The organism is Nonomuraea fuscirosea (assembly GCF_003001935.1).
Classification (GTDB): Bacteria; Actinomycetota; Actinomycetes; order Streptosporangiales; family Streptosporangiaceae; genus Nonomuraea; species Nonomuraea fuscirosea.
Map to the genome: position 1 here is coordinate 100,510 of NZ_PVNG01000022.1, position 17,890 is coordinate 118,399.

Here is a 17,890-nt window from a genome sequence, read left to right on the forward strand (position 1 = left end):
CTATTGCATCTCCCCTCGAACGGCATTCATCCGCCGGCATTCACCCGCCGGCGTCCGACGGAGGGAACTGTCATGCGAGGACGAATCCTCGGCGCGCTGGTCACGGCGCCGCTCACGCTCACCCTGGTCCTGGCGGGCTGCGGCTCGGACGGCGGGGGAGGGGCGGACGTGGCCTCGGTGAGCACGGGCGCGGCGAGCCAGGGCACGGCCGCGGCCAAGCCGAGCGAGGACCCGCAGGAGAAGGCGCTCAAGTTCGCCCAGTGCATGCGCGAGAACGGCATCGACGTGCCCGACCCCGACTCCAGCGGCAGGTTCACGATGAGGTTCGACAAGAACACGCCCCAGGAGAAGGTCCAGGCGGCCCAGGACGCGTGCAAGCAGTACGCCCCGAGCGGTCAGCGGAAGGGCGGCGGAGACCCCAAGATGGGCGAGAACCTGCGCAAACTCGCCCAGTGCATGCGGGACAACGGCGTCGAGAACTACCCCGACCCCGAGGGCGGCATGATGCGCATCACCCCCGACGTCGGCGGCGACCCCGACTTCAAGTCCGCGCAGGAGAAGTGCCAGAAGGAGTCCGCCGAGGCCGGTATGGGAGGTTCCTGATGGGCCCGGTGACCGAAGGGAGCACCCTCGACGGCACGGCGGAGCGCGCGGCCCCGCCGCCGCGCCGGCGCCGCCGCGGCAGGGGCCGGCTGGTGGCCGGGCTGCTGGCGGTGGCCGCCCTCGCGGGCGGCGCGCTCGTCGCGGTGAACGGCGCGGGCGTGCTGGAGGCGGGCGCGGGACCGACCAGGGCGGCCGCCGTGCTGCCGCCCGCGACCACGACGGTGACCAGGCAGACGCTGAACGACACCAGGGACGCCGACGGCGAGCTCGGCTACGGCCCCGTCACCACCGCCGTGAGCAGGCAGCCCGGCACCGTCACCTGGCTGCCCGCCAGCGGCGCCACGATCAGCTGCGGCCGGTCGCTGTTCCGGGTGGACGACAAGCCGGTCGTGCTCATGTACGGCGACCGGCCCGCCTACCGCGACCTGCGCTCCGGCATGGAGGGCAAGGACGTCGAGAACCTGGAGCGCAACCTCGACAAGCTCGGCTACGACGGGTTCACCGTGGACGACGAGTTCACCTGGGACACCGCCCAGGCCGTCATGGAGTGGCAGGAGGATCGCGGCCTGGCGGAGACCGGCGTGGTCGAGCTGGGGCGGGTCGTGTTCGCCCCGGGCAGGGTGCGCGTGGAGAGCCTCGACACCGAGGAGGGCGCGCCGGTCACGCCGGGCATGAAGGTCCTGACGTACACGGGGACGGCCAAGGTGATCACGGTCCAGCTCGACGCCGAGGACCAGCGGATGGCCAGGAAGGGCGCCAAGGTCGAGGTCACGCTGCCGGACGGCAAGGACGTCAAGGGCAAGGTCACCGAGGTGGCCACGGTCATCGTGCCGGGGGAGGGGCAGGAGGAGCCGCAGACGCGGGTGGAGGCGCTGGTCTCGATCGGCGCCGCCAAGGCCGCGAAGGGGCTCGACAAGGCCTCGGTGGACGTGACCTTCACCGCCGCGCAGCGCAAGAACGTGCTGACCGTGCCGATCGCGGCGCTCGTGGCGCTGCAGGAGGGCGGGTTCGGCCTTGAGGTCGTCGAGGGCGGGAAGTCCCGTTACGTCGGGGTCGAGACCGGCCTGTACGCGGGCGGCCGGGTCGAGGTCTCGGGCGACGGACTGAGCGAGGGCATGACCGTGGGGCTGGCGAAATGACGTACCCCATGATCGACCTGAGGGACGTGTCCCGGACGTATCCCGGCGGCGTGGCTGCACTCAGGTCGGTGTCGCTGCGGATCGGCCACGGCGAGCTCGTCGCCATCGCCGGCCCGTCCGGGTCGGGGAAGTCGACCATGCTCAACGTCGTCGGCACCCTCGACCGGCCCTCCTCCGGAACCCTGCACATCGACGGGTACGACGTCTCGGCGTTGTCCGACAACCAGCTGTCGGCGCTGCGGGCGACCACCATCGGGTTCGTCTTCCAGTCCTTCCACCTCGCCGCTAAGGTTCCGGCGCTGGACAACGTGGCCGACGGCCTCGTCTACACCGGCCTCGGCCGGGCCGAGCGGCGCCGCCGCGCGGCGGTCGCGCTGGAACGGGTGGGCCTCGGGCACCGCATGGACCACGAACCCCACGAACTGTCGGGCGGGGAGCGGCAGCGGGTCGCCATCGCCAGGGCGGTGGCGGGCGATCCGCCGCTGCTGCTGGCCGACGAGCCGACCGGCGCGCTCGACTCGGTCTCGGGCGCCGGGGTGATGGAGCTGCTGCACGAGCTGAACGCGGGCGGCACGACCATCCTGATCATCACCCACGACCGGGAGATCGCGGCCGGCCTGCCCCGGCAGGTGCGCATGCGCGACGGCGAGATCGTCTCCGACTCCGCCGCCGGCTCAGAGCCCTTGGAAGGGCTCTCGGAAGAGTCCGTGTCGTCTGAGTCTGGGTCGTTCAGGTCTAAGTCGTCCGGATCGGTCTCGTCCGGGTCCGTGGAATCGGGGGTGGCGTGATGGGGGTCGTCGAGGTGCCGCGGCCGAAGCCGGCGCCGGCCAGGATGCGACCGCGCGACGTGATGCGGGTCGGCGCGGTCGGCCTGCGCACGCGCCCGCTGCGGGCGTTCCTCTCAGCGCTGGGCATCGCCATCGGCATCGCGGCCATGGTCGGCGTGGTCGGGCTCTCGTCCTCGTCCGGCGCGGAGCTCGACCGCCAGCTGTCGGCCCTGGGCACGAACCTGCTGACCATCTCGTCGGGCACCACGCTCATGGGCGAGGCGGCCCAGATGCCGGTGGACGCGGAGGTCATGATCGAACGGATCGGCCCGGTACAGGCGGCCTCCTCGATCGGAAAGGTCGCCGACGCGAAGGTCTACCGCTCGGAGCGGATCCCGAAGGCGCAGACGGGCGGGCTCAACGCCTATGCCGCCCGCCTCGACCTGCCCGCCACGGTGGGCGCGACCTTGCGCAGCGGGAGGTGGCTCAACGCGGCCACGGAGCGGTACCCGGCCGCCGTGATCGGCGCGGCCGCGGCCCGGCGGCTCGGCATCGGGCCGGTCGGCGAGGACACGCAGATCGTCGTCGGCGGCGTGCGGTTCGCGGTCGTCGGCGTGCTGGAGCCCGTGGCGCTGGCCGACGAGCTGGACAGCGGCGTCCTGGTCGGCTGGCCCGTGGCCGAGGAGCGGCTGGGCTTCGACGGGCATCCGACCGTCCTCTACACGCGGGCGGAGGAGGCCAGGCTGGAGTCCGTACGCCAGGTGCTGGCGGGCACGGCGAACCCGCAGGCCCCGAACGAGGTGGACGTCTCCCGCCCGTCCGACGCGCTGGCCGCCAAGCAGGCGACCAACGAGGCCTTCGCCAACCTGCTCCTGGGCGTGGGCGCGGTGGCGCTGCTGGTGGGCGGGGTCGGGGTGGCCAACACGATGGTCATCTCGGTGCTGGAACGCCGCGCGGAGATCGGCCTGCGCCGCTCGCTCGGGGCGACCAGAGGGCAGATCCGCACCCAGTTCCTGGCGGAGTCGCTGCTGCTGTCGGCGCTGGGCGGGCTCGGCGGCATCCTGCTCGGGACGGCGGTGACGACGGGGTACGCCCTCTACAGCGGCTGGCCCTCGGTCGTGCCGGCCTGGGCCACGCTCGGTGGCCTGGCCGCGACCCTGGCCATCGGCGCCGTCGCGGGCCTCTACCCGGCCGTCCGCGCCTCCCGCCTCTCCCCGACGGAGGCGCTGGCCACCCCGTGACCCCGAAGGAGGCGTCGCTCACCCCGTGACGCCGGCGGAGGCGCTGTCCGACCCCGTGACCCCGCCCGGGTGTCAGCCGCTCGCGTAGCAGATCGTCTTGCCCACCACCCGGACGCCGGGCCGGTCGCCGGACAGCACGGTCAGCTCGAACGTCACCCGGGTCAGGGGGTCGCGCAACACCGACACCTGGTTGGCCTCGTCACGCAGGTCGAGGTCGTCGACGACCTCGTCATACCCCATGTCCCGCAACCGCCGCAGCAGCCCGGCCGGCGCGTCCTCGGCGTCGGTCTCGGCCTGGAAGAAGTGCCGGGTCTGGCCGGGGACGCAGGTGTCGTCGTCGGCCCGCCGCACCGCCGACAGCCCCAGCTCCGTCGCCCCGAGCAGGTCGCCGGCGTCGGAGTCGAGCCGCCGGGAGGCCTCCGCCAGGGTGGGCAGCTCGGACGGCGCCGCGCACGCCGTCATCGCCGCGAGTCCGAAGAGCACCGCGGACAGGGCGTGACGGCGGGTGCGCACCCGCCGATCTTAGCGAAGATCACCAATCGCTAACGACCCCATCACGAAAAGATCAGCCCGCGTGCCAGGGCCGCCAAGGCGCCGATCCCCGGATCCGCGCGGCGCGGCGTACGGCCGTCAAGGCCGCCAGCGGCGCAGGTCGCTCTCCTTCTCGTACGCCTGCGGATCCGGATAACTCACCAGCTCCACGGTCGAGCCCCAGGGCGTGCGGCAGTGGACGAACCGGTTGCGCTCGCCCGCCTCCGGCCCCGGCAGCGGCACCGGCTCCGACAGGGCGCTCCCGCCCGCCTCGGTCACCAGCCGCAGCGCCTCGTCCACGTCGTCCACGTACACGGCGACGTGCTGCCAGCCCAGGTCGCACGGCAGTACGGCCGCCCCCTGCCGGGGCCCGTTGAACTCGAACAGCTCGATCCCGGGCCCGTTCGGCAGCCGCAGCATGCGCACCGCCACCTCGGCCGTTCCCTGCGGCACGCCGAGCCGCCGTTCCGTGCCCCATCCGCCCTTGGGGCCGTCCGAGCGCGGCAGGGTGTCGTAGAGCACCTCGGCGCCGAAGGCGCGGGCGAAGAACTCGGTCGCCGCGTCGAGGTCGGGCACGGTCACCCCGACGTGGTCGATGCCGCGTGCGGTCATGCGCCACCTCCTGTCCTGGCCAGCGCGTCGAGCTTGCATTCGATGCGGTCGAGCCGGGCGCGCAACTCGTCGACGTCGCCGCGCTCGGCGTTCTCCTCCTCAGGGCGCAGCCGGACGAGCACCGCGCCGCCGGGCTCCAGGCGCACGAGCCGTGTGTCGGCCACGCTCGTACCGCCCCTGAGCTGGATCGTCACGTCCAGATCGGTCTGACGCAGGCCCAGCCGCCGCAGCGCGCGGGTCAGGTACCGCCCGTCGCGGGCCAGCACGACCGGGCCGCCCTCCACGAGCTTGCCGGCCATCGGCACGGCGGCGGCCAGCCGCACCACCACGGCGTTGACCGCCATCAGGATCACCACCCCGGCCAGGCCGCCGGCCAGCGAGTTGTCCGGGCCGATGATCGCGTTCTGGACGACGTTGCTCATCAGCAGCATGACCACGAAGTCGAAGTTGTTGAGCTGGGCGATGCCACGCTTGCCGCCGATCCGCAGCAGCGCGGCCACGGCGAGATAGACGACGACGGTCCTGATGGCCTTGTCGGCGAGCGAGACGCCCGTATGGAACAGGTCGTCCGTCATGGACGCCCCCGGAGCCGCCGGAACGGGTCGTCCGTCATGGACGCCCCCGAAGCTGCCGGAACGGGTCACCCGTCATGGACGCCCCCGGAGCCTCCCGATCGGTCCCAGTTCGTCCACGCACCGCCCCAGCCCGAGTGCCACGGCCTCCAGCGGGCGCTCCGCCCGGCGTACCGGCATGCACAGGGTCTCGCGCAGCCGCCGGCCGAGCCCGCGCAGCAGCGCGCCGCCGCCGACCAGCACCGCGCCGCGCACCCCGAGGTCGGCGGTCAGCTCGGCCGGGCAGCGCTCGACGGTCTCCATCGCCGTGCGCACGATCGACTCGACCGGCTGCGCGGCGGCCTCGAAGATCCGCTCCACGGGCAGCGCCAGCTCGCGTTCGCGCCCCGTGTCGGGGTCGCGGGCGTGCACCATGATCTGCCGGTCCCCGCCGCCCGCGCGGCGCTTGGCCGACTCGGCCTCGGGCTCGTCGAGCAGCAGCCCGTGCTCGCGTTCGACGAAGCGGGCGATGGCCCGGTTGACGGCCTGCCCTCCGTACGGCACCGAGCCGGCCGCCACCACCGACTCCCCGGACAGCACCGCGACCCGCGCCGCGTCGCGGCCGATGTCGATCACCATGTGCCCGGTGCAGTCCGTCAGCTCCATCCCCGCACCCAGCGCGGCGGCCAGGGCGTGCGGGACGAGCTGCACCGTCCGCGCCTCCGCCTCGTAGGCGATGTCGCGCAGGGCGGCCCGGTCGATCGGGGTGGAGTCGGAGGGCAGCGCCATGATCACCCGCGGCCGGGCGTAGGGATGCCAGTGCACCTTGCGCAGGAAGTGCCGGATCATGCGCCGGGCCAGCTCGGTGTCGGCGGGCAGCCCGCCGCTGACCGGCCAGCACGTACGCCCGCCCCCGCCGAGCGCGGCGGCTTCGGCGCCGTACCCGATGACCTTGCCGGTCCGGCCGTCGCACATGACGGCGGAGGGCTCGTCGAGCACGATGCCCTTGCGTCTGGCGTAGATTCGCGTGCTCGCGGCTCCCAGATCCATCGCGAGGTCACGGCCGAGGAGTCTCATTGGCGTATCCCTTTCCTGGACCGCTCCAAAGCAACACCAGGAACGTAACGGAACCCCTTTACCCTGAGGCCGCGAAGCCCGCCCTGATGCGTTCGATCACCTCGATCGCCTCGTCCCGCTCCAGCAGCGGCAGCAGGAACGCCTGCAACGCGCTCTCGGCGTCGTCTTCCTGGCCCGCTACTTCTAGGAGGCGCTGCGGTTCAGCGCCACCGAGTCGGGCCTGCGGATCTACCCGCTGGCGCTGGCGATGGTGCTGGGCAGCGTGCTGATGGGCGCGCTCATGTCCATAACGGGCCGGTACAAGCCGTGGCTGGTCGCCGCGCCGTTCCTGCTGGCGGCCGGGGCGCTGCTCTGCCTGAACCTGAGCGTGGACAGCGGCGGCCTGGCGCTGGCCCTGTGGATGCTGCCGCTGGGGCTCGGGATGGGCCCGATGTTGTCGGGCCTGACCGTGGCCGCGCAGCAGTCGGTCGACCCGGGTCAGCTGGGCACGGCCTCGGCCGACCTCACCTTCTTCCGCCAGATCGGCGGCTCCGTGGCGCTGGCCGTCGGCGGCACCCTCTACACCTCGGAGGTCACCGCGAGCGCACCCCTCCACGGGGCGGCCGCGGCCCACGCCTCGGCGGCGGCGCTGGTCGTCCGCGCGCTCGGGATCGCGGGGGCCGTGATCGCGCTGGTGGCGCTGGTGGCGCTGCCCGACCGGCGGCTGCGGCCGCCTTCTGTGCCACAAGGCAAGGTCGAGGCCGGTTTCGCGTCGTAAGCGGTGTCATGCGAAGCTGTGACTGTCCCCAACACCTTGGAGGTCCTCATGGCGGATACACCGGAGCCGGAAGTCAGCGAAACTCCCGAGGACGAGATGAAGCGCAAGTTCCGTGATGCACTGGAGCGCAAGCGCAACCAGGCCGCGGGCGCGGGCGCGGGTGGCAGGGGCGTCGACCCTTCGAAGATCCACGGGGCGCACGGTCCGGCTGCGAGTAAGAGATCGTTCAGGCGCAAGAGCGGCGGCTGAGGCGGAAAAATCCGAGGGGGTACGGCATGCCCGTGCCCCCTTCTTCATTCCCTGACGAAGGTAGATCTTTCGACCGGTTTGTGATGGAACGTTTGCGTATGTCCGTTTGCGTAGTTAGAGTAACGGCCATTACCAGCCGGTGACCTAGTCCTTACCCACAGGGACAGCCGACTGGCGCCGAATCCCGAACCCAGGGAACCGGGGACCCACCTCATGGGGTGAATCCGGCCACCACGCCGGTAGGGCATCTCCACGCCCGAACCCGTCAGCTAACCCGGTAGGTGTGATGGAGAGGACGAATTACCCCATGCAGCAGCGCGTCGTACCCCCGGACCGCGTGCCGGCCGCCTACTAGAGCGGCCCCCTTCTCCCAAGGCTCGTCAATTTGCGCCCCGCGTAGCGACGTCAGGTGATTTTCCCGCTACGTGTATTCCCCCATGGGCGCAACTCCCTGTCCCCTCGCGAAGGGTTTACCTTTTCATGTCTGCCCGTTCTGGCCTGCGTTCCCTCACCCTCCTCACCGCAATCGCCATCGGTACGCTGACCATCGCCGGCCCGGCCGCTCACGCCGAGACCGGCACGGACGAGAAGGTCCTGCTCAAGGGCTCCACCACGGCCTCGTACTTCTGGGACGACGCCTCCGGCCGCGCCGGCGACACCGGCCTGCCCGCCAGTGGCAAGCCCATGCAGAAAGGGCTGGCCGCCAGCCCCAGCTGGCCCCTCCTGACCGAGGGGTACGTGATGTACAAGGGCAAGAAGATGCCCTTCTTCGTGGGCGATCGCGGCCCCGGCGAGCCCTCCAACCGCGGCATCATGCTCGACCTCGACGCCAAGACCTTCGCCGAGCTGACCGGCGGCAGCTTCAACTCCAGCACGCTGGGCGTGGACGGCGTCGGCGGCCAGGGCCACATCGAGATCGACTACGTCATCACCAAGTGGGGCGACGGCGTGGGCAAGAAGAATTACCCGGTCCCGTTCTCGACCGGCGCGTGGGGCGAGCGCGACCGCAACCCGGCCACCCCGCCGCAGGACTGACTCGGACGCCCACCTTTGCGGAGTCAGGACCAGAATGTCATTCTGGTCTCCGTGACCAACCGCGCAGCCGCGAACGGCATCGACATCGCCTACGAGAGCTTCGGCTCACCGCAGGGCCGGCCCCTGCTCCTCATCATGGGCCTGGGCGCCCAAATGATCCAATGGGACGAAGGGCTCTGTGAGCTCCTCGCGGAGCAGGGGCACCACGTCGTCCGGTACGACAACCGCGACGTGGGGCTGTCCACCCACTTCCACGACGCGGGCGTGCCCGCGGCGGGAACCCCCGCCCCCTACCTGCTGGACGACCTGGCCGACGACGCCGCGGCCCTCATGGACGTGCTCGGCTGGCCGTCCGCCCACGTGGTGGGGGCCTCGATGGGCGGGATGATCGCCCAGGCGCTGACCATTCGCCATCCCGGGCGGGTGCTGACCCTGACCTCGATCATGTCGACCCCCAATCCGTCCGTCGCCCCGCCCACGGAGGCGGCCTCCTCGGTGCTCATGGGCCGGCCGCCCGCCGACCGCGAGACGGCGCTGGAGCAGGCGGTGGAGCGGTGGGCGGTGATCGGCTCGCCGGGCTACGAGCTGGACCGCGAGCGGATCGTCGAGCTGGCCGGGCGCGCCTTCGACCGCAGCTTCGACCCGGCGGGCACGGCCAGGCAGTTCGCCGCCATCATGGCCTCGGGCGATCGTACGGAGGGGCTGAAGGGGGTCCGCGTGCCGACGCTGGTGCTGCACGGCGAGGCCGACCCGCTCGTCCCCGTGGCCGGCGGCCGGGCGACGGCGGCGGCCGTCCCGGGAGCGCGGCTGGTGACCTACCCCGGCATGGGGCACGACCTGCCGCGCGAGCTCTGGCCCGCCTTCGCCGCGGAGATCACCAAGCTCACCTCCGCCTGAGACGGCGAGCGGTGGCCCGCGCCCCGGGGCGCGGGCCACGGCGCGCTCAGATCTCCAGCTTCTCCTCGATGCCGCGCAACTGGTGCCGGGCCAGCGCCAGGTTGGCGCGCGAGCGGTCGAGCGCGAGGTAGAGGAACAGCCCCTTGCCGCCGCGCCCCGTGATCGGGCGGATGATGTGGTACTGGGTGCCCAGCGTGATCAGGATGTCCTCGATGGTCTCCTTGAGCCCGAGCGAGTCCATCGTGCGGAGCTTGGCCTTGACCACCTCGGTGTTGCCGGCCGCGGCGACCTGGAGGTCGAGGTCCTTGGAGCCGCCGAGCGTGCCCAGCGCCATGCCGCTGCCGTGATCGACGATGGCCGCGCCGATCGTGCCGTCGATGCTCATCATCTCCTTGAGGGAGACGTCCATTCCAGCCATGTCTCGTTTCTCCTTTCTGACGGGTTCGGTTCAGTGCTTGCGTGCTGCGACGGCGGCCACCGCGGCGGCCGTCTTCCTGCCCTCGAGCCGCAGCAGCCCGACGTTCGCGCCGGGTCCGGCCAGGACCGTGAGGACGATGGTGGGGCCGGCGGCGTAGAAGGCCACGAAGCCGGCGGTGCTGGAGATGAGCGTCTCCTCCAGGGCTCCCCGGCCGGTGATGACCAGCATCCGGCTGCTCATCGCGAGCAGCGCCGCCGACAGCGCCGCGACCTGCTCGCTGGTACGGCTCTCCAGGTCGCAGGCGATCGGCAGGCCGTCCACCGTGCAGGCGACGCTGCCGCTCACGTCCGGCGTACGCTCGCGGAGGAGCGTCATCTCCTCCAGCACCTCTTGTCGTAGCTCCACCGGTGGCCTCCTCCTGAGTGAGGGGAACCTCACGACAGCTCCTCCAGCGCCTTCTTCAGCCGCATCAGCAGCGCCAGATCGGTCGGATCGCCCGTGACGGGCGGCCCCAGCGGCTGGGGGGCCGCCCCGGGATCGTGCGGCGGTCTCCCCGCCGCCGCGTGCTGGCCGCGCTTGGGCAGGCCGGCCGGTTCCGGCTCGGCGAGCAGGCCCGCGGCGGCCAGCCTCCTGACGGCCAGCAGCACCGGGTACGCCGGCCGCCCGATCTGCTTGGCCAGTTCCAGCGGCGTCGCCTTGTGATCCGCCCGGACGACGACCTCCCACTGCACCCGGCTCAGCGTCACGCCGTGGCCGGGCAGCCGGGCCAGCGGACGTACCGGCAGGAGGTCCACATCGGCCGACGGCCAGATCTCGGCCAGCTGAGTCCGCCGCCGCGCGCACTCGCGGACCAGCCCGGCCACGTCGAAGAACCACTGCCCGCCCAGCCAGTGCCGCTCGCCCGGCCGGAACTTCGGCCGCGCCCCGCTGACCGGCAGCAGGAAGAAGGCCGCGTCCAGCACGCCGCCGAGCACCGCGTACTGCAGCTCGCCCGCCGTGAGCGGCCCCTCCTCGATCAGCCGCGCGCAGCCGCCGTCGTCCCGCAGCCGGCGCAGCGCCGTCTCGCTCATCAGGCCCCTGGCGGCCAGCAGCCGCTCGACGCTGGGCGCCTGGGCGCACTCCATGTACGTCACGCGCCCGTCCGCGAGGAAGATCGTGCCGCTCCTGCCGACCCGGAGCGCACCCGTGGAGCGCTCGCGGGCCAGGCCGGCCAGGAGGGTGTCCAACCTGGTCATGGGTCACTTCGTCGTCAGGGCGCTGGAGATGTTCTGCAGGCGGTGCCTGGCCAGGGCCAGGTTGGAGCGTTCCCGGTCCAGGCGCACGTAGATGACCAGCGGCCCCTCGAACACGGTCTCCAGCAGCCGCAGCAGATGGTGACCCTTGTCCGTGGTGACGAGCATGTCGTCGATGCGCACGACGTCGCCGGGGCACGAGCGGGCCAGCCCGTCGGTGGTGGCCCGCAGCGCCTCGGTGAGCGCCGCCGCCGACCGGTCGGCGTCCACCCCGGACGCGCTGCTGAAGGCCACCGCCATCCCGCTGGTGTGGTCGACCAGCATGGCGTCCAGCGCCCCCGGTATGGACATGACCTCTGCCAGGCAGGTGTCTATTCCGAGCACGGGACCTCCCTCGCCTTCATGGGAACGGAGGCAAGCGTAGGGGTCCGGCGTCACCCGACCGCGGCGGCGGAATCCTGGTGTTGGGCTTTTATACGGCTACGGGTAAGAAAAACAACACCAGTACGGATAACTCTACGATTTATGAATACATCTCACGGCTTCGGAGAATTTCGCCGACATGCTGCTCGGCCCAGGCGGCCACCGCCGCCATCGGATCGTGCAGGGAGTGCCCGAGGTCCGTGAGCGCGTACTCCACCCGCGGCGGCACCTCCGCGAACACCTCGCGCGTCACCAGCCCGTCCTGCTCCATGGCCCGCAACGTCTGGGTGAGCACCTTCGGCGTGACCCCGCCGATCCGCTCCCTGAGCCTGGTGAAGCGCATCGGCCCGCCGGCCAGGCAGAGCAGCACCAGCGCCGACCATTTGTCGCCGATCCGGTCCAGAACCACCCTCGTCGGACAGTTCGGGTCGAAGACATCACCGGTATCCATAAGGTACTTATAGCACGATGAAGTAACCAGTATCCGATGGATACTCTTGACCGCATGAAGATCCTTCTCTTTGGCGCGACCGGCATGGTCGGGCAGCGCATCGCCGCCGAACTCAGCGACCGCGGCCACGAGGTCACCGGCGTCAGCCGCCGCGGCCCCGTCAAGGGCGACATCCACGACACCGCCACCCTGGCCAAGGGTTACGACGCGGTCATCTCCGCCATCGGTCCCGCGCGCGACGTGGACGAGCCCGAGCAGCCGTTCCTCGACGCCAACCGCGCCCTGCTCGACGGCCTGCGCGCGGCCGGGGTGAGCCGGGTGATCGTCGTCGGCGGGGCCGGCAGCCTCCAGGTGGCCCCCGGTCTCGACCTGGTCGACACGCCCGAGTTCCCCGACGCGTACAAGAAGGAGGCGCTGGCCGCGCGCTCCGCCCTGCGCATGTACCGGGAAGTGGACGACCTCGACTGGACGTTCGTCTGCCCGGCGATCGTCATCGCCCCGGGAGAGCGTACGGGGACCTTCCGGGTCGGTGGCGACGAGCTCATGAGCGACGACGAGGGCAACAGCTTCATCTCCGCCGAGGACTTCGCCGTCGCCATCGCCGAAGAGGTGGAGCGCGACGCCAACCCGCGCCGGCGGATCTCCGTCGCCTACTGACCGCGTCCGGCCGCTACCGGCCGGACAACTCCTCGTCGGGCTCGTCCGGCAGCAGCGCCTGCTCGTCGGGCTTGTGCACCAGCACGTTGTCCACGTACGACTTCACCGCGGCGGGCAGCCCGACGTCGGCGCCCTCCTGCTCCGACAGGAACCAGCGGTGGTCCAGCAACTCGTGGAACAGCTGCGCGGGCTCCAGCTTCCCGCGCAGTTCCACGGGGATGGCCTCGACCGTCGGCTGGAACACCTCCGCCAGCCACCGGTGCGCCACGATGGCCTCGTCCTCGTGCCGCAGCCCCTTGGCCACCCGGAACCCGTCGAGGTCGTTGAGCAGCCGCCGCGCCTGGTTCTCCTCGACGTCGAGCCCGGTCAGCCGGAGCAGCCGCCGCTGGTGGTGCCCGGCGTCCACGACCTTGGGCCGGACGATCAGCCGGCCGGTGCCGACCTTGCGCCGCACCATCATCTCGGCGACGTCGAAGCCGAGCAGGTTGAGCCGCCTGATGCGCTGCTCCACGCGGTGCCAGTCCACCTCCTCGATGATCTCGCTCTCGTTGATCTCGTTCCACAGGCGGTGGTAGCGGGCCACGATGTCCTCGGCGGTCTCCATCGGGTCGATCGACGGGTGCAGCAGCCCGCCGGCCTCCAGGTCGAGCATCTCGCCGAAGATGTTCGTGTGCGCGGTGTCGATGTCGCCCAGCCGCTGCCCCTCGCTGATCATCGGATGCATCTCGCCGGTCTCGGCGTCCACCAGGTAGGCCGCGAACGCCCCCGCGTCGCGGCGGAACAGCGTGTTGGACAGCGAGCAGTCGCCCCAGTAGAAGCCGTTGAGGTGCAGCCGCACCAGCAGCACGGCGAGCGCGTCCAGCAGCCGGGTCAGCGTGTCGGGGCGCAGGGTGCCGGACATGACGGCGCGGTAGGGGAGCGAGTACTGCAGGTGCCGGGTGATCAGGGCGGCGTCGAGCCCCTCCTCGCGGCCGGTGACGTACGCGACCGGCTCGACCGAGGGGGCGTCGAGCCTGGCCAGGTCCCACAGGAGCTGGTATTCGCGCTTGGCGTAGCGCTCGCTGATCTCCTTGATCGCGTACACCTTGCCGGAGAGCCGGGCGAAGCGCACCACGTGCCGCGAGATGCCGCGCGGCAGATCGACCAGATGGCGCTGCGGCCAGTCTGCGAGGGGGACCTCCCACGGGAGGCGGATCAGGTCAGGGTCGCCTAGCGCGCCGGTGATCTGCAGGGGCATTTCCACAGGATAAGGTGCATCAGTGGACGAGTTTCTCAAGTGGTACTTTTCTCGCAATCCCGTCGCCGCAGCCTCTCTCGGGGCCGAAGGCCACGACCACACCCTCGGTGATCTCACCGCCTCCGGCTGGCAGACGCGCGAACGCGAGCAGGTCCAGTGGCTCGAACGCCTGTCGGCCGCCGAAGCTCCGTCCCTGGACGACGCGATCGACAGGGATCTCGTCCTGTCGCAGCTCAGGGGCTCGATCGCGCTCGCGTCCTGGCCCGAGTGGCGGCGCGACCCCGCCGTCTACCTCTCGACGATCTTCGCGTCCATGTACACCCCGTTCCAGCGCCGGCTCAAGCCCGAGGCCGAGCTGGTCGAGTCGGCCCTGACCCGGCTGGCCGAGGTGCCCGGCGTGCTGGCCGCCTGCCGCGCGAATTTGGACCCCGACCTGGCCGCCCCGCTGCTGATCACGCGCGGGCTCGGCCAGGCGCGCACCGGCCGCAACCTGCTCACCCGCACCATCCCGGCCATGGTCGAGGACGCCGGCCTGCGCGCCCGCCTGGCCGAGGCCGCGGAACCGGCCGCGCGCGCCTTCGACGACCTCGTCGCCTTCCTGGAGGGCTTCGAGTGCGGCGGCACCTGGCGGATGGGGGAGAAGCTCTACTCCACGCTGCTGCGCGAACGCGAGATGCTCGGGTACGGCGCGGCCGAACTGCACGCCAAGGGCCGGGCCGCCTGGTCGGAGCTGGACGCGCGGATGCGCGAGGTGGCGGTGGGGGTCAACGGCGGCGACGACTGGCGGGCGGCCATGGAGTTCCTCATGGACGACCACCCGCCGACGCTGGCCGACATGCGCGCCGAGTACGAGGCCGAGACGCGGCGGGCGCGCGAGTTCGTCCGCGAGCGGGACCTGGTGACCTTCGCCGAGGGCGAGGAGTGCGAGGTGCTGCCGTCCGCCGAGTACACCCGGCCGGTCCTCGCCGTGGCCCACTACCTGGCGCCGCCGCCGCTCAGCGCCTCGCGCAGGGGCGTCTTCTTCGTGCCGTACACGCCGGACGACTTCACCCCCGAGCAGGTACGCCAGCGCCTGCGCACCAACTCGCGGGCCCAGATGCCCTCCATCGCCGTCCACGAGGCCTACCCCGGGCACCACTGGCACCTGTCGTACATGGCGGGCAATCCCCGTGCCGTCAGGAAGGTGTTCAGGACGCCGTACTTCACCGAGGGCTGGGCCCTCTACGTCGAGAAGCTGCTGCACGAGCAGGGCTACTTCGACACCCCGGCCACCGAGCTGGCCCACCTCGACTGCCGGATCTTCCGCGCGGCCAGGATCGTCGTCGACACCGCGCTGCACTGCGAGGACATGTCCGTCGAGGAGGCCGAGACGTTCATGTCCACGAAGGCGTCGCTGTCGCCGGGGACGGCCCAGGGCGAGGTCAGCCGCTACTGCGCCTGGCCCACCCAGGCGCCGTCCTACCTCACGGGCGCCATCGAGATCGACCGCATCCGCGAGTCGTTCCGTGGCTCGCCGAAGGAGTTCCACGACCGGATCGCCGGATCGGGCGGGCTGCCGCTCGGACTGGCCGAGCAGGTCGCGCTCGCGTAGCCGGTCGGCGGCGGCCGCCTGAGCGGGTACGCGCTCGCACAGCCGCTCACCGGCGGCCGGCCGAGCGGGTCGCGTCCCCGCCTGGCCGATCAGCGGCGGGGGAAGGTGGGCGGGTTCGCCGCCCGCTCGATCACGGCGGCCAACTGCTCGTCCGTCAGGACGGTCGGCCGGCCGACGCCGAGCCCGCGCACGTAGACCTCGCACAGCCACTCCAGCAGCCGGGTGGCCTCGAACGCCTCCTCCAGGCTCGCCCCGATGCTCACCCCGCCATGGTTGGCCATCAGCGCGGCCCGCTTGCCCTCCAGGGCGGCGCGCACGTTCGCGGCCAGCTCCGGCGTGCCGTACGTGGCGTACTCGGCCACCCGGACGACCCCGCCCAGCAGCAGCGCGTTGTAGTGCACCGGCGGCAGCTCGGTCATCGTGGTGGCCACCACCGTGCCGAACACGGAGTGCGTGTGCACGATGGCCTGCGCGTCGGTGGTCTCGTAGACGGCCAGGTGCATCGGGGTCTCGCTGGACGGCTGCGCGTCGCCCTCCACGAGGTGGCCGGTCACGTCCACGATCGGGCAGATCTCCGGCGTCAGCCGGTCGAGCGCGACCCCCGAGGGCGTGACCGCGACCAGGTCGCCCTGGCGCACGCTGAGATTGCCCGAGGTGCCGATGACCAGGCCCAGCTCGACGGCGCGGCGGCCGTACTCGCACAACTGCTCGCGAAGGCTCATACGCGTGGAATGTAGTGCATCACAGGCGGTCCAGGGCCCGGAGCATGACGCGCTCGGCGTCGGCGCGGGTCAGGCGTTCGGGGTAGAGCAGCAGGTGCAGGCTGAGGCCGTCCATCAGGGCGAGCAGGTGCTCGGCGTGATCGTCCAGCTCGTCGGCGCCGTGGGCGTCCTGGTGGCCGGTGTCGAGGTCGTGGGCGGCCGGGCCGTCAGGGGCGGCGCCGTTCCGCAGTTCGCCGGCCGCGCGGGCCCGGCCGAGCAGGTCGCGGACGGCGGCGCGCAGCTCGTCCGCCTCCGCCCGCTGCACCCCGGCCAGCCGTTCCGAGGCCAGGCTGCGGCTCCAGAAGCTCACCTCCAGCCGGGTCTCACGGGCCCGCTCGTCGTCCAGCGGCAGGTTGTCCAGCAGCAGCTCGCGCAGCGCCGCGAGGGCGGAGCCGCCGGGACCGCCCGCGTCCGTCACCTTGCCGGTCAGCCGGGCGCGGATGCGCTGGTGCGACTGGCGCAGCGCCGACAGCAGGATCTCGTCCTTGTCGGCGAAGTAGTGGGCCAGCACGCCGTTGGAGTAGCCGGCCTCCTTGGCGATGGCACGGGTGGTGGCGGCGTCGATGCCGTCCCTGACGATCACCCGGCCGGCCGCCGACAGGACCTCGCGCCTGCGCTCGTCGTGATCGACGATCTTCGGCATCGAACCTCCGTTGACTTTTTATTCGGACGTCTGTCTATTTAGACTATGACCGTCGTCACCGTCGGCGTCCACATCGTCGACATACTCGCCCGGCCCGTCGAGCACATCCCCGAGGGCCAGGACACCGTACTGGTAGACCAGATCCGCCTCACCGCCGCGGGCGCCGCCGCGGGCACGGCGGTCGACCTGGCCAAACTGGGCCACGACGTGGTCACCATGGGATCGATCGGCGACGACGAGCTCGGCGACTTCCTGCTGATGATCCTGGCCAAGCGCGGCGTGGACGTCTCACGCCTCGTCCGCAGGCCGGGGGAGCAGACGGCGGCCTCGATCCTGCCCATCAGGCCCGACGGCGGGCGGCCCAGCTTCCACGTGCCGGGAGCCAACCTCGGGGTCACCTACGCCGACCTCGACACCGAGACGCTGCTCCGGGCGCGGGCGATCCACCTGGGCGGCATGGACGTCACGTTCGGCCTCGGCGACCCCGCGTTCTTCGAGCTGCTCGACACCGCCCGCGCGAACGGCGCCGTCGTCACCATGGACCTGCTCTCCGAGCTGCCCGACCTGCTCGGCATGGCCCGCGCGTTCCTCCCGCACGTCGACTACGTGCTGCCGAACGAGTCTCAGGCCCTGCTGACGACCGGTACGGACGACGTCGAGTCCGCCGCGCGGGCGCTGCTCGCCGACGGGCCGCGCGGCGTCCTCGTCACCCAAGGCGAGGCGGGCAGCCTCGTCGTGACGGAGGACGGCGTACGGCAGGTGCCGGCGCTGAAGACGGACGTGGCCGACACCACGGGCTGCGGCGACGCCTACTGCGCCGGCTTCGTCACCGGCCTGCTGCACGATCAGGACGTCCTGACGGCCGCCCGCTGGGGCACGGCCGCCGCCGCCCGGGTCGCCACCGGGCTCGGCTCCGACGCCGGCCTGACCGACCTCGACTCCACCCTCGCCCTCCTCTGAGCCTTCCCCAGAGCCTTCCACAAGCCTTTCTACGAGCCTTCCCACGAGCTTTCCCACG

23 protein-coding genes and 1 riboswitch are annotated in these 17,890 nt (G+C 71.8%); of the genes, 11 read left to right on the top strand and 12 right to left on the bottom strand.

The genetic code is table 11. The annotated features are described in order from the left end of the window. Positions 1-72: 72 nt before the first annotated feature. Genes B0I32_RS41220 through B0I32_RS41235 form a run of 4 tightly spaced genes read left to right on the top strand, consistent with a single transcriptional unit; the run spans position 73 to position 3,750 of the window. On the top strand, positions 73-603 hold the full coding sequence (locus B0I32_RS41220) for a hypothetical protein (RefSeq protein WP_106248982.1): 531 nt from the start codon (positions 73-75) through the stop codon (positions 601-603). After that, a complete protein-coding gene (locus B0I32_RS41225) occupies positions 603-1,742 on the top strand; it encodes an efflux RND transporter periplasmic adaptor subunit (protein WP_106248983.1) in 1,140 nt (379 codons plus the stop codon). The genes B0I32_RS41220 and B0I32_RS41225 overlap by 1 nt, the downstream gene beginning before the upstream one ends. Further along, entirely contained in the window at positions 1,739-2,530 is a 792-nt protein-coding gene (locus tag B0I32_RS41230) for an ABC transporter ATP-binding protein (RefSeq protein ID WP_281262657.1), read from the top strand. Before B0I32_RS41225 ends, B0I32_RS41230 begins: the two co-directional genes overlap by 4 nt. Beyond that, a complete protein-coding gene (locus B0I32_RS41235) occupies positions 2,530-3,750 on the top strand; it encodes an ABC transporter permease (protein WP_245956353.1) in 1,221 nt (406 codons plus the stop codon). The genes B0I32_RS41230 and B0I32_RS41235 overlap by 1 nt, the downstream gene beginning before the upstream one ends. Before the next feature lie 72 nt (positions 3,751-3,822). On the opposite strand, the gene B0I32_RS41240 is transcribed toward B0I32_RS41235, so the two are convergent. From B0I32_RS41240 to B0I32_RS41255, 4 genes are all read right to left on the bottom strand, one after another. Next, the gene (locus B0I32_RS41240) at positions 3,823-4,263 is read right to left on the bottom strand and encodes a hypothetical protein (RefSeq protein WP_106248985.1); all 441 of its coding nucleotides are present in this window, start codon (positions 4,261-4,263) and stop codon (positions 3,823-3,825) included. A 117-nt stretch (positions 4,264-4,380) separates the two neighbouring features. After that, a complete protein-coding gene (locus B0I32_RS41245; RefSeq protein WP_106248986.1) occupies positions 4,381-4,893 on the bottom strand; it encodes a VOC family protein in 513 nt (170 codons plus the stop codon). Next, the gene (locus tag B0I32_RS41250; protein WP_106248988.1) at positions 4,890-5,468 is read right to left on the bottom strand and encodes a DUF421 domain-containing protein; all 579 of its coding nucleotides are present in this window, start codon (positions 5,466-5,468) and stop codon (positions 4,890-4,892) included. Before B0I32_RS41250 ends, B0I32_RS41245 begins: the two co-directional genes overlap by 4 nt. A gap of 72 nt (positions 5,469-5,540) precedes the next feature. After that, entirely contained in the window at positions 5,541-6,521 is a 981-nt protein-coding gene (locus B0I32_RS41255; protein ID WP_106248989.1) for a rod shape-determining protein, read from the bottom strand. Between the two features lie 193 nt (positions 6,522-6,714). On the opposite strand from B0I32_RS41255, the gene B0I32_RS41260 reads away from it, so the two are divergent. From B0I32_RS41260 to B0I32_RS41275, 4 genes are all read left to right on the top strand, one after another. Beyond that, entirely contained in the window at positions 6,715-7,278 is a 564-nt protein-coding gene (locus B0I32_RS41260; protein ID WP_146178500.1) for an MFS transporter, read from the top strand. A 48-nt stretch (positions 7,279-7,326) separates the two neighbouring features. Continuing rightward, a complete protein-coding gene (locus B0I32_RS41265; protein ID WP_146178501.1) occupies positions 7,327-7,527 on the top strand; it encodes a DUF5302 domain-containing protein in 201 nt (66 codons plus the stop codon). Positions 7,528-7,692: 165 nt separating this feature from the next. Continuing rightward, positions 7,693-7,826: riboswitch (cyclic di-AMP (ydaO/yuaA leader) on the top strand. Between the two features lie 181 nt (positions 7,827-8,007). Beyond that, complete coding sequence (locus B0I32_RS41270; protein ID WP_106248995.1) at positions 8,008-8,562, top strand: hypothetical protein; 555 nt, start codon at positions 8,008-8,010, stop codon at positions 8,560-8,562. A 51-nt stretch (positions 8,563-8,613) separates the two neighbouring features. Continuing rightward, positions 8,614-9,459, top strand: a complete 846-nt coding sequence (locus tag B0I32_RS41275; RefSeq protein ID WP_106248996.1) for an alpha/beta fold hydrolase — start codon at positions 8,614-8,616, stop codon at positions 9,457-9,459. A 46-nt stretch (positions 9,460-9,505) separates the two neighbouring features. Here B0I32_RS41275 and B0I32_RS41280 read toward each other — a convergent pair whose 3' ends face one another. From B0I32_RS41280 to B0I32_RS41300, 5 genes are all read right to left on the bottom strand, one after another. Beyond that, positions 9,506-9,877, bottom strand: a complete 372-nt coding sequence (locus B0I32_RS41280; RefSeq protein WP_106248998.1) for a hypothetical protein — start codon at positions 9,875-9,877, stop codon at positions 9,506-9,508. 30 nt (positions 9,878-9,907) lie between these two features. Beyond that, positions 9,908-10,282, bottom strand: a complete 375-nt coding sequence (locus B0I32_RS41285; RefSeq protein WP_106248999.1) for a roadblock/LC7 domain-containing protein — start codon at positions 10,280-10,282, stop codon at positions 9,908-9,910. Positions 10,283-10,311: 29 nt separating this feature from the next. Next, complete coding sequence (locus B0I32_RS41290) at positions 10,312-11,112, bottom strand: hypothetical protein (RefSeq protein WP_106249001.1); 801 nt, start codon at positions 11,110-11,112, stop codon at positions 10,312-10,314. Positions 11,113-11,115: 3 nt separating this feature from the next. Further along, on the bottom strand, positions 11,116-11,493 hold the full coding sequence (locus B0I32_RS41295; protein ID WP_106249002.1) for a roadblock/LC7 domain-containing protein: 378 nt from the start codon (positions 11,491-11,493) through the stop codon (positions 11,116-11,118). A 139-nt stretch (positions 11,494-11,632) separates the two neighbouring features. Next, complete coding sequence (locus B0I32_RS41300) at positions 11,633-11,983, bottom strand: winged helix-turn-helix transcriptional regulator (protein WP_106249004.1); 351 nt, start codon at positions 11,981-11,983, stop codon at positions 11,633-11,635. A 54-nt stretch (positions 11,984-12,037) separates the two neighbouring features. On the opposite strand from B0I32_RS41300, the gene B0I32_RS41305 reads away from it, so the two are divergent. Next, on the top strand, positions 12,038-12,640 hold the full coding sequence (locus B0I32_RS41305) for an NAD(P)-dependent oxidoreductase (protein ID WP_106249006.1): 603 nt from the start codon (positions 12,038-12,040) through the stop codon (positions 12,638-12,640). Between the two features lie 13 nt (positions 12,641-12,653). Here B0I32_RS41305 and B0I32_RS41310 read toward each other — a convergent pair whose 3' ends face one another. Continuing rightward, positions 12,654-13,877 carry a DUF4032 domain-containing protein gene (locus B0I32_RS41310; RefSeq protein WP_181308354.1) on the bottom strand — a complete coding sequence of 408 codons (1,224 nt, stop codon included), beginning with the start codon at positions 13,875-13,877 and terminating at the stop codon, positions 12,654-12,656. A gap of 22 nt (positions 13,878-13,899) precedes the next feature. On the opposite strand from B0I32_RS41310, the gene B0I32_RS41315 reads away from it, so the two are divergent. Then, positions 13,900-15,468, top strand: a complete 1,569-nt coding sequence (locus B0I32_RS41315; protein WP_106249007.1) for a DUF885 domain-containing protein — start codon at positions 13,900-13,902, stop codon at positions 15,466-15,468. Between the two features lie 89 nt (positions 15,469-15,557). Here B0I32_RS41315 and B0I32_RS41320 read toward each other — a convergent pair whose 3' ends face one another. Further along, positions 15,558-16,190 (bottom strand): class II aldolase/adducin family protein, encoded by a 633-nt coding sequence (locus tag B0I32_RS41320; protein ID WP_106249009.1) that lies wholly within the window; start codon positions 16,188-16,190, stop codon positions 15,558-15,560. A gap of 19 nt (positions 16,191-16,209) precedes the next feature. Then, a complete protein-coding gene (locus B0I32_RS41325) occupies positions 16,210-16,872 on the bottom strand; it encodes a TetR/AcrR family transcriptional regulator (protein WP_106249010.1) in 663 nt (220 codons plus the stop codon). A 45-nt stretch (positions 16,873-16,917) separates the two neighbouring features. Here B0I32_RS41325 and B0I32_RS41330 point away from each other — a divergent pair, with 45 nt between their 5' ends. Further along, on the top strand, positions 16,918-17,832 hold the full coding sequence (locus B0I32_RS41330) for a carbohydrate kinase family protein (protein WP_106249012.1): 915 nt from the start codon (positions 16,918-16,920) through the stop codon (positions 17,830-17,832). Positions 17,833-17,890: the final 58 nt, after the last annotated feature.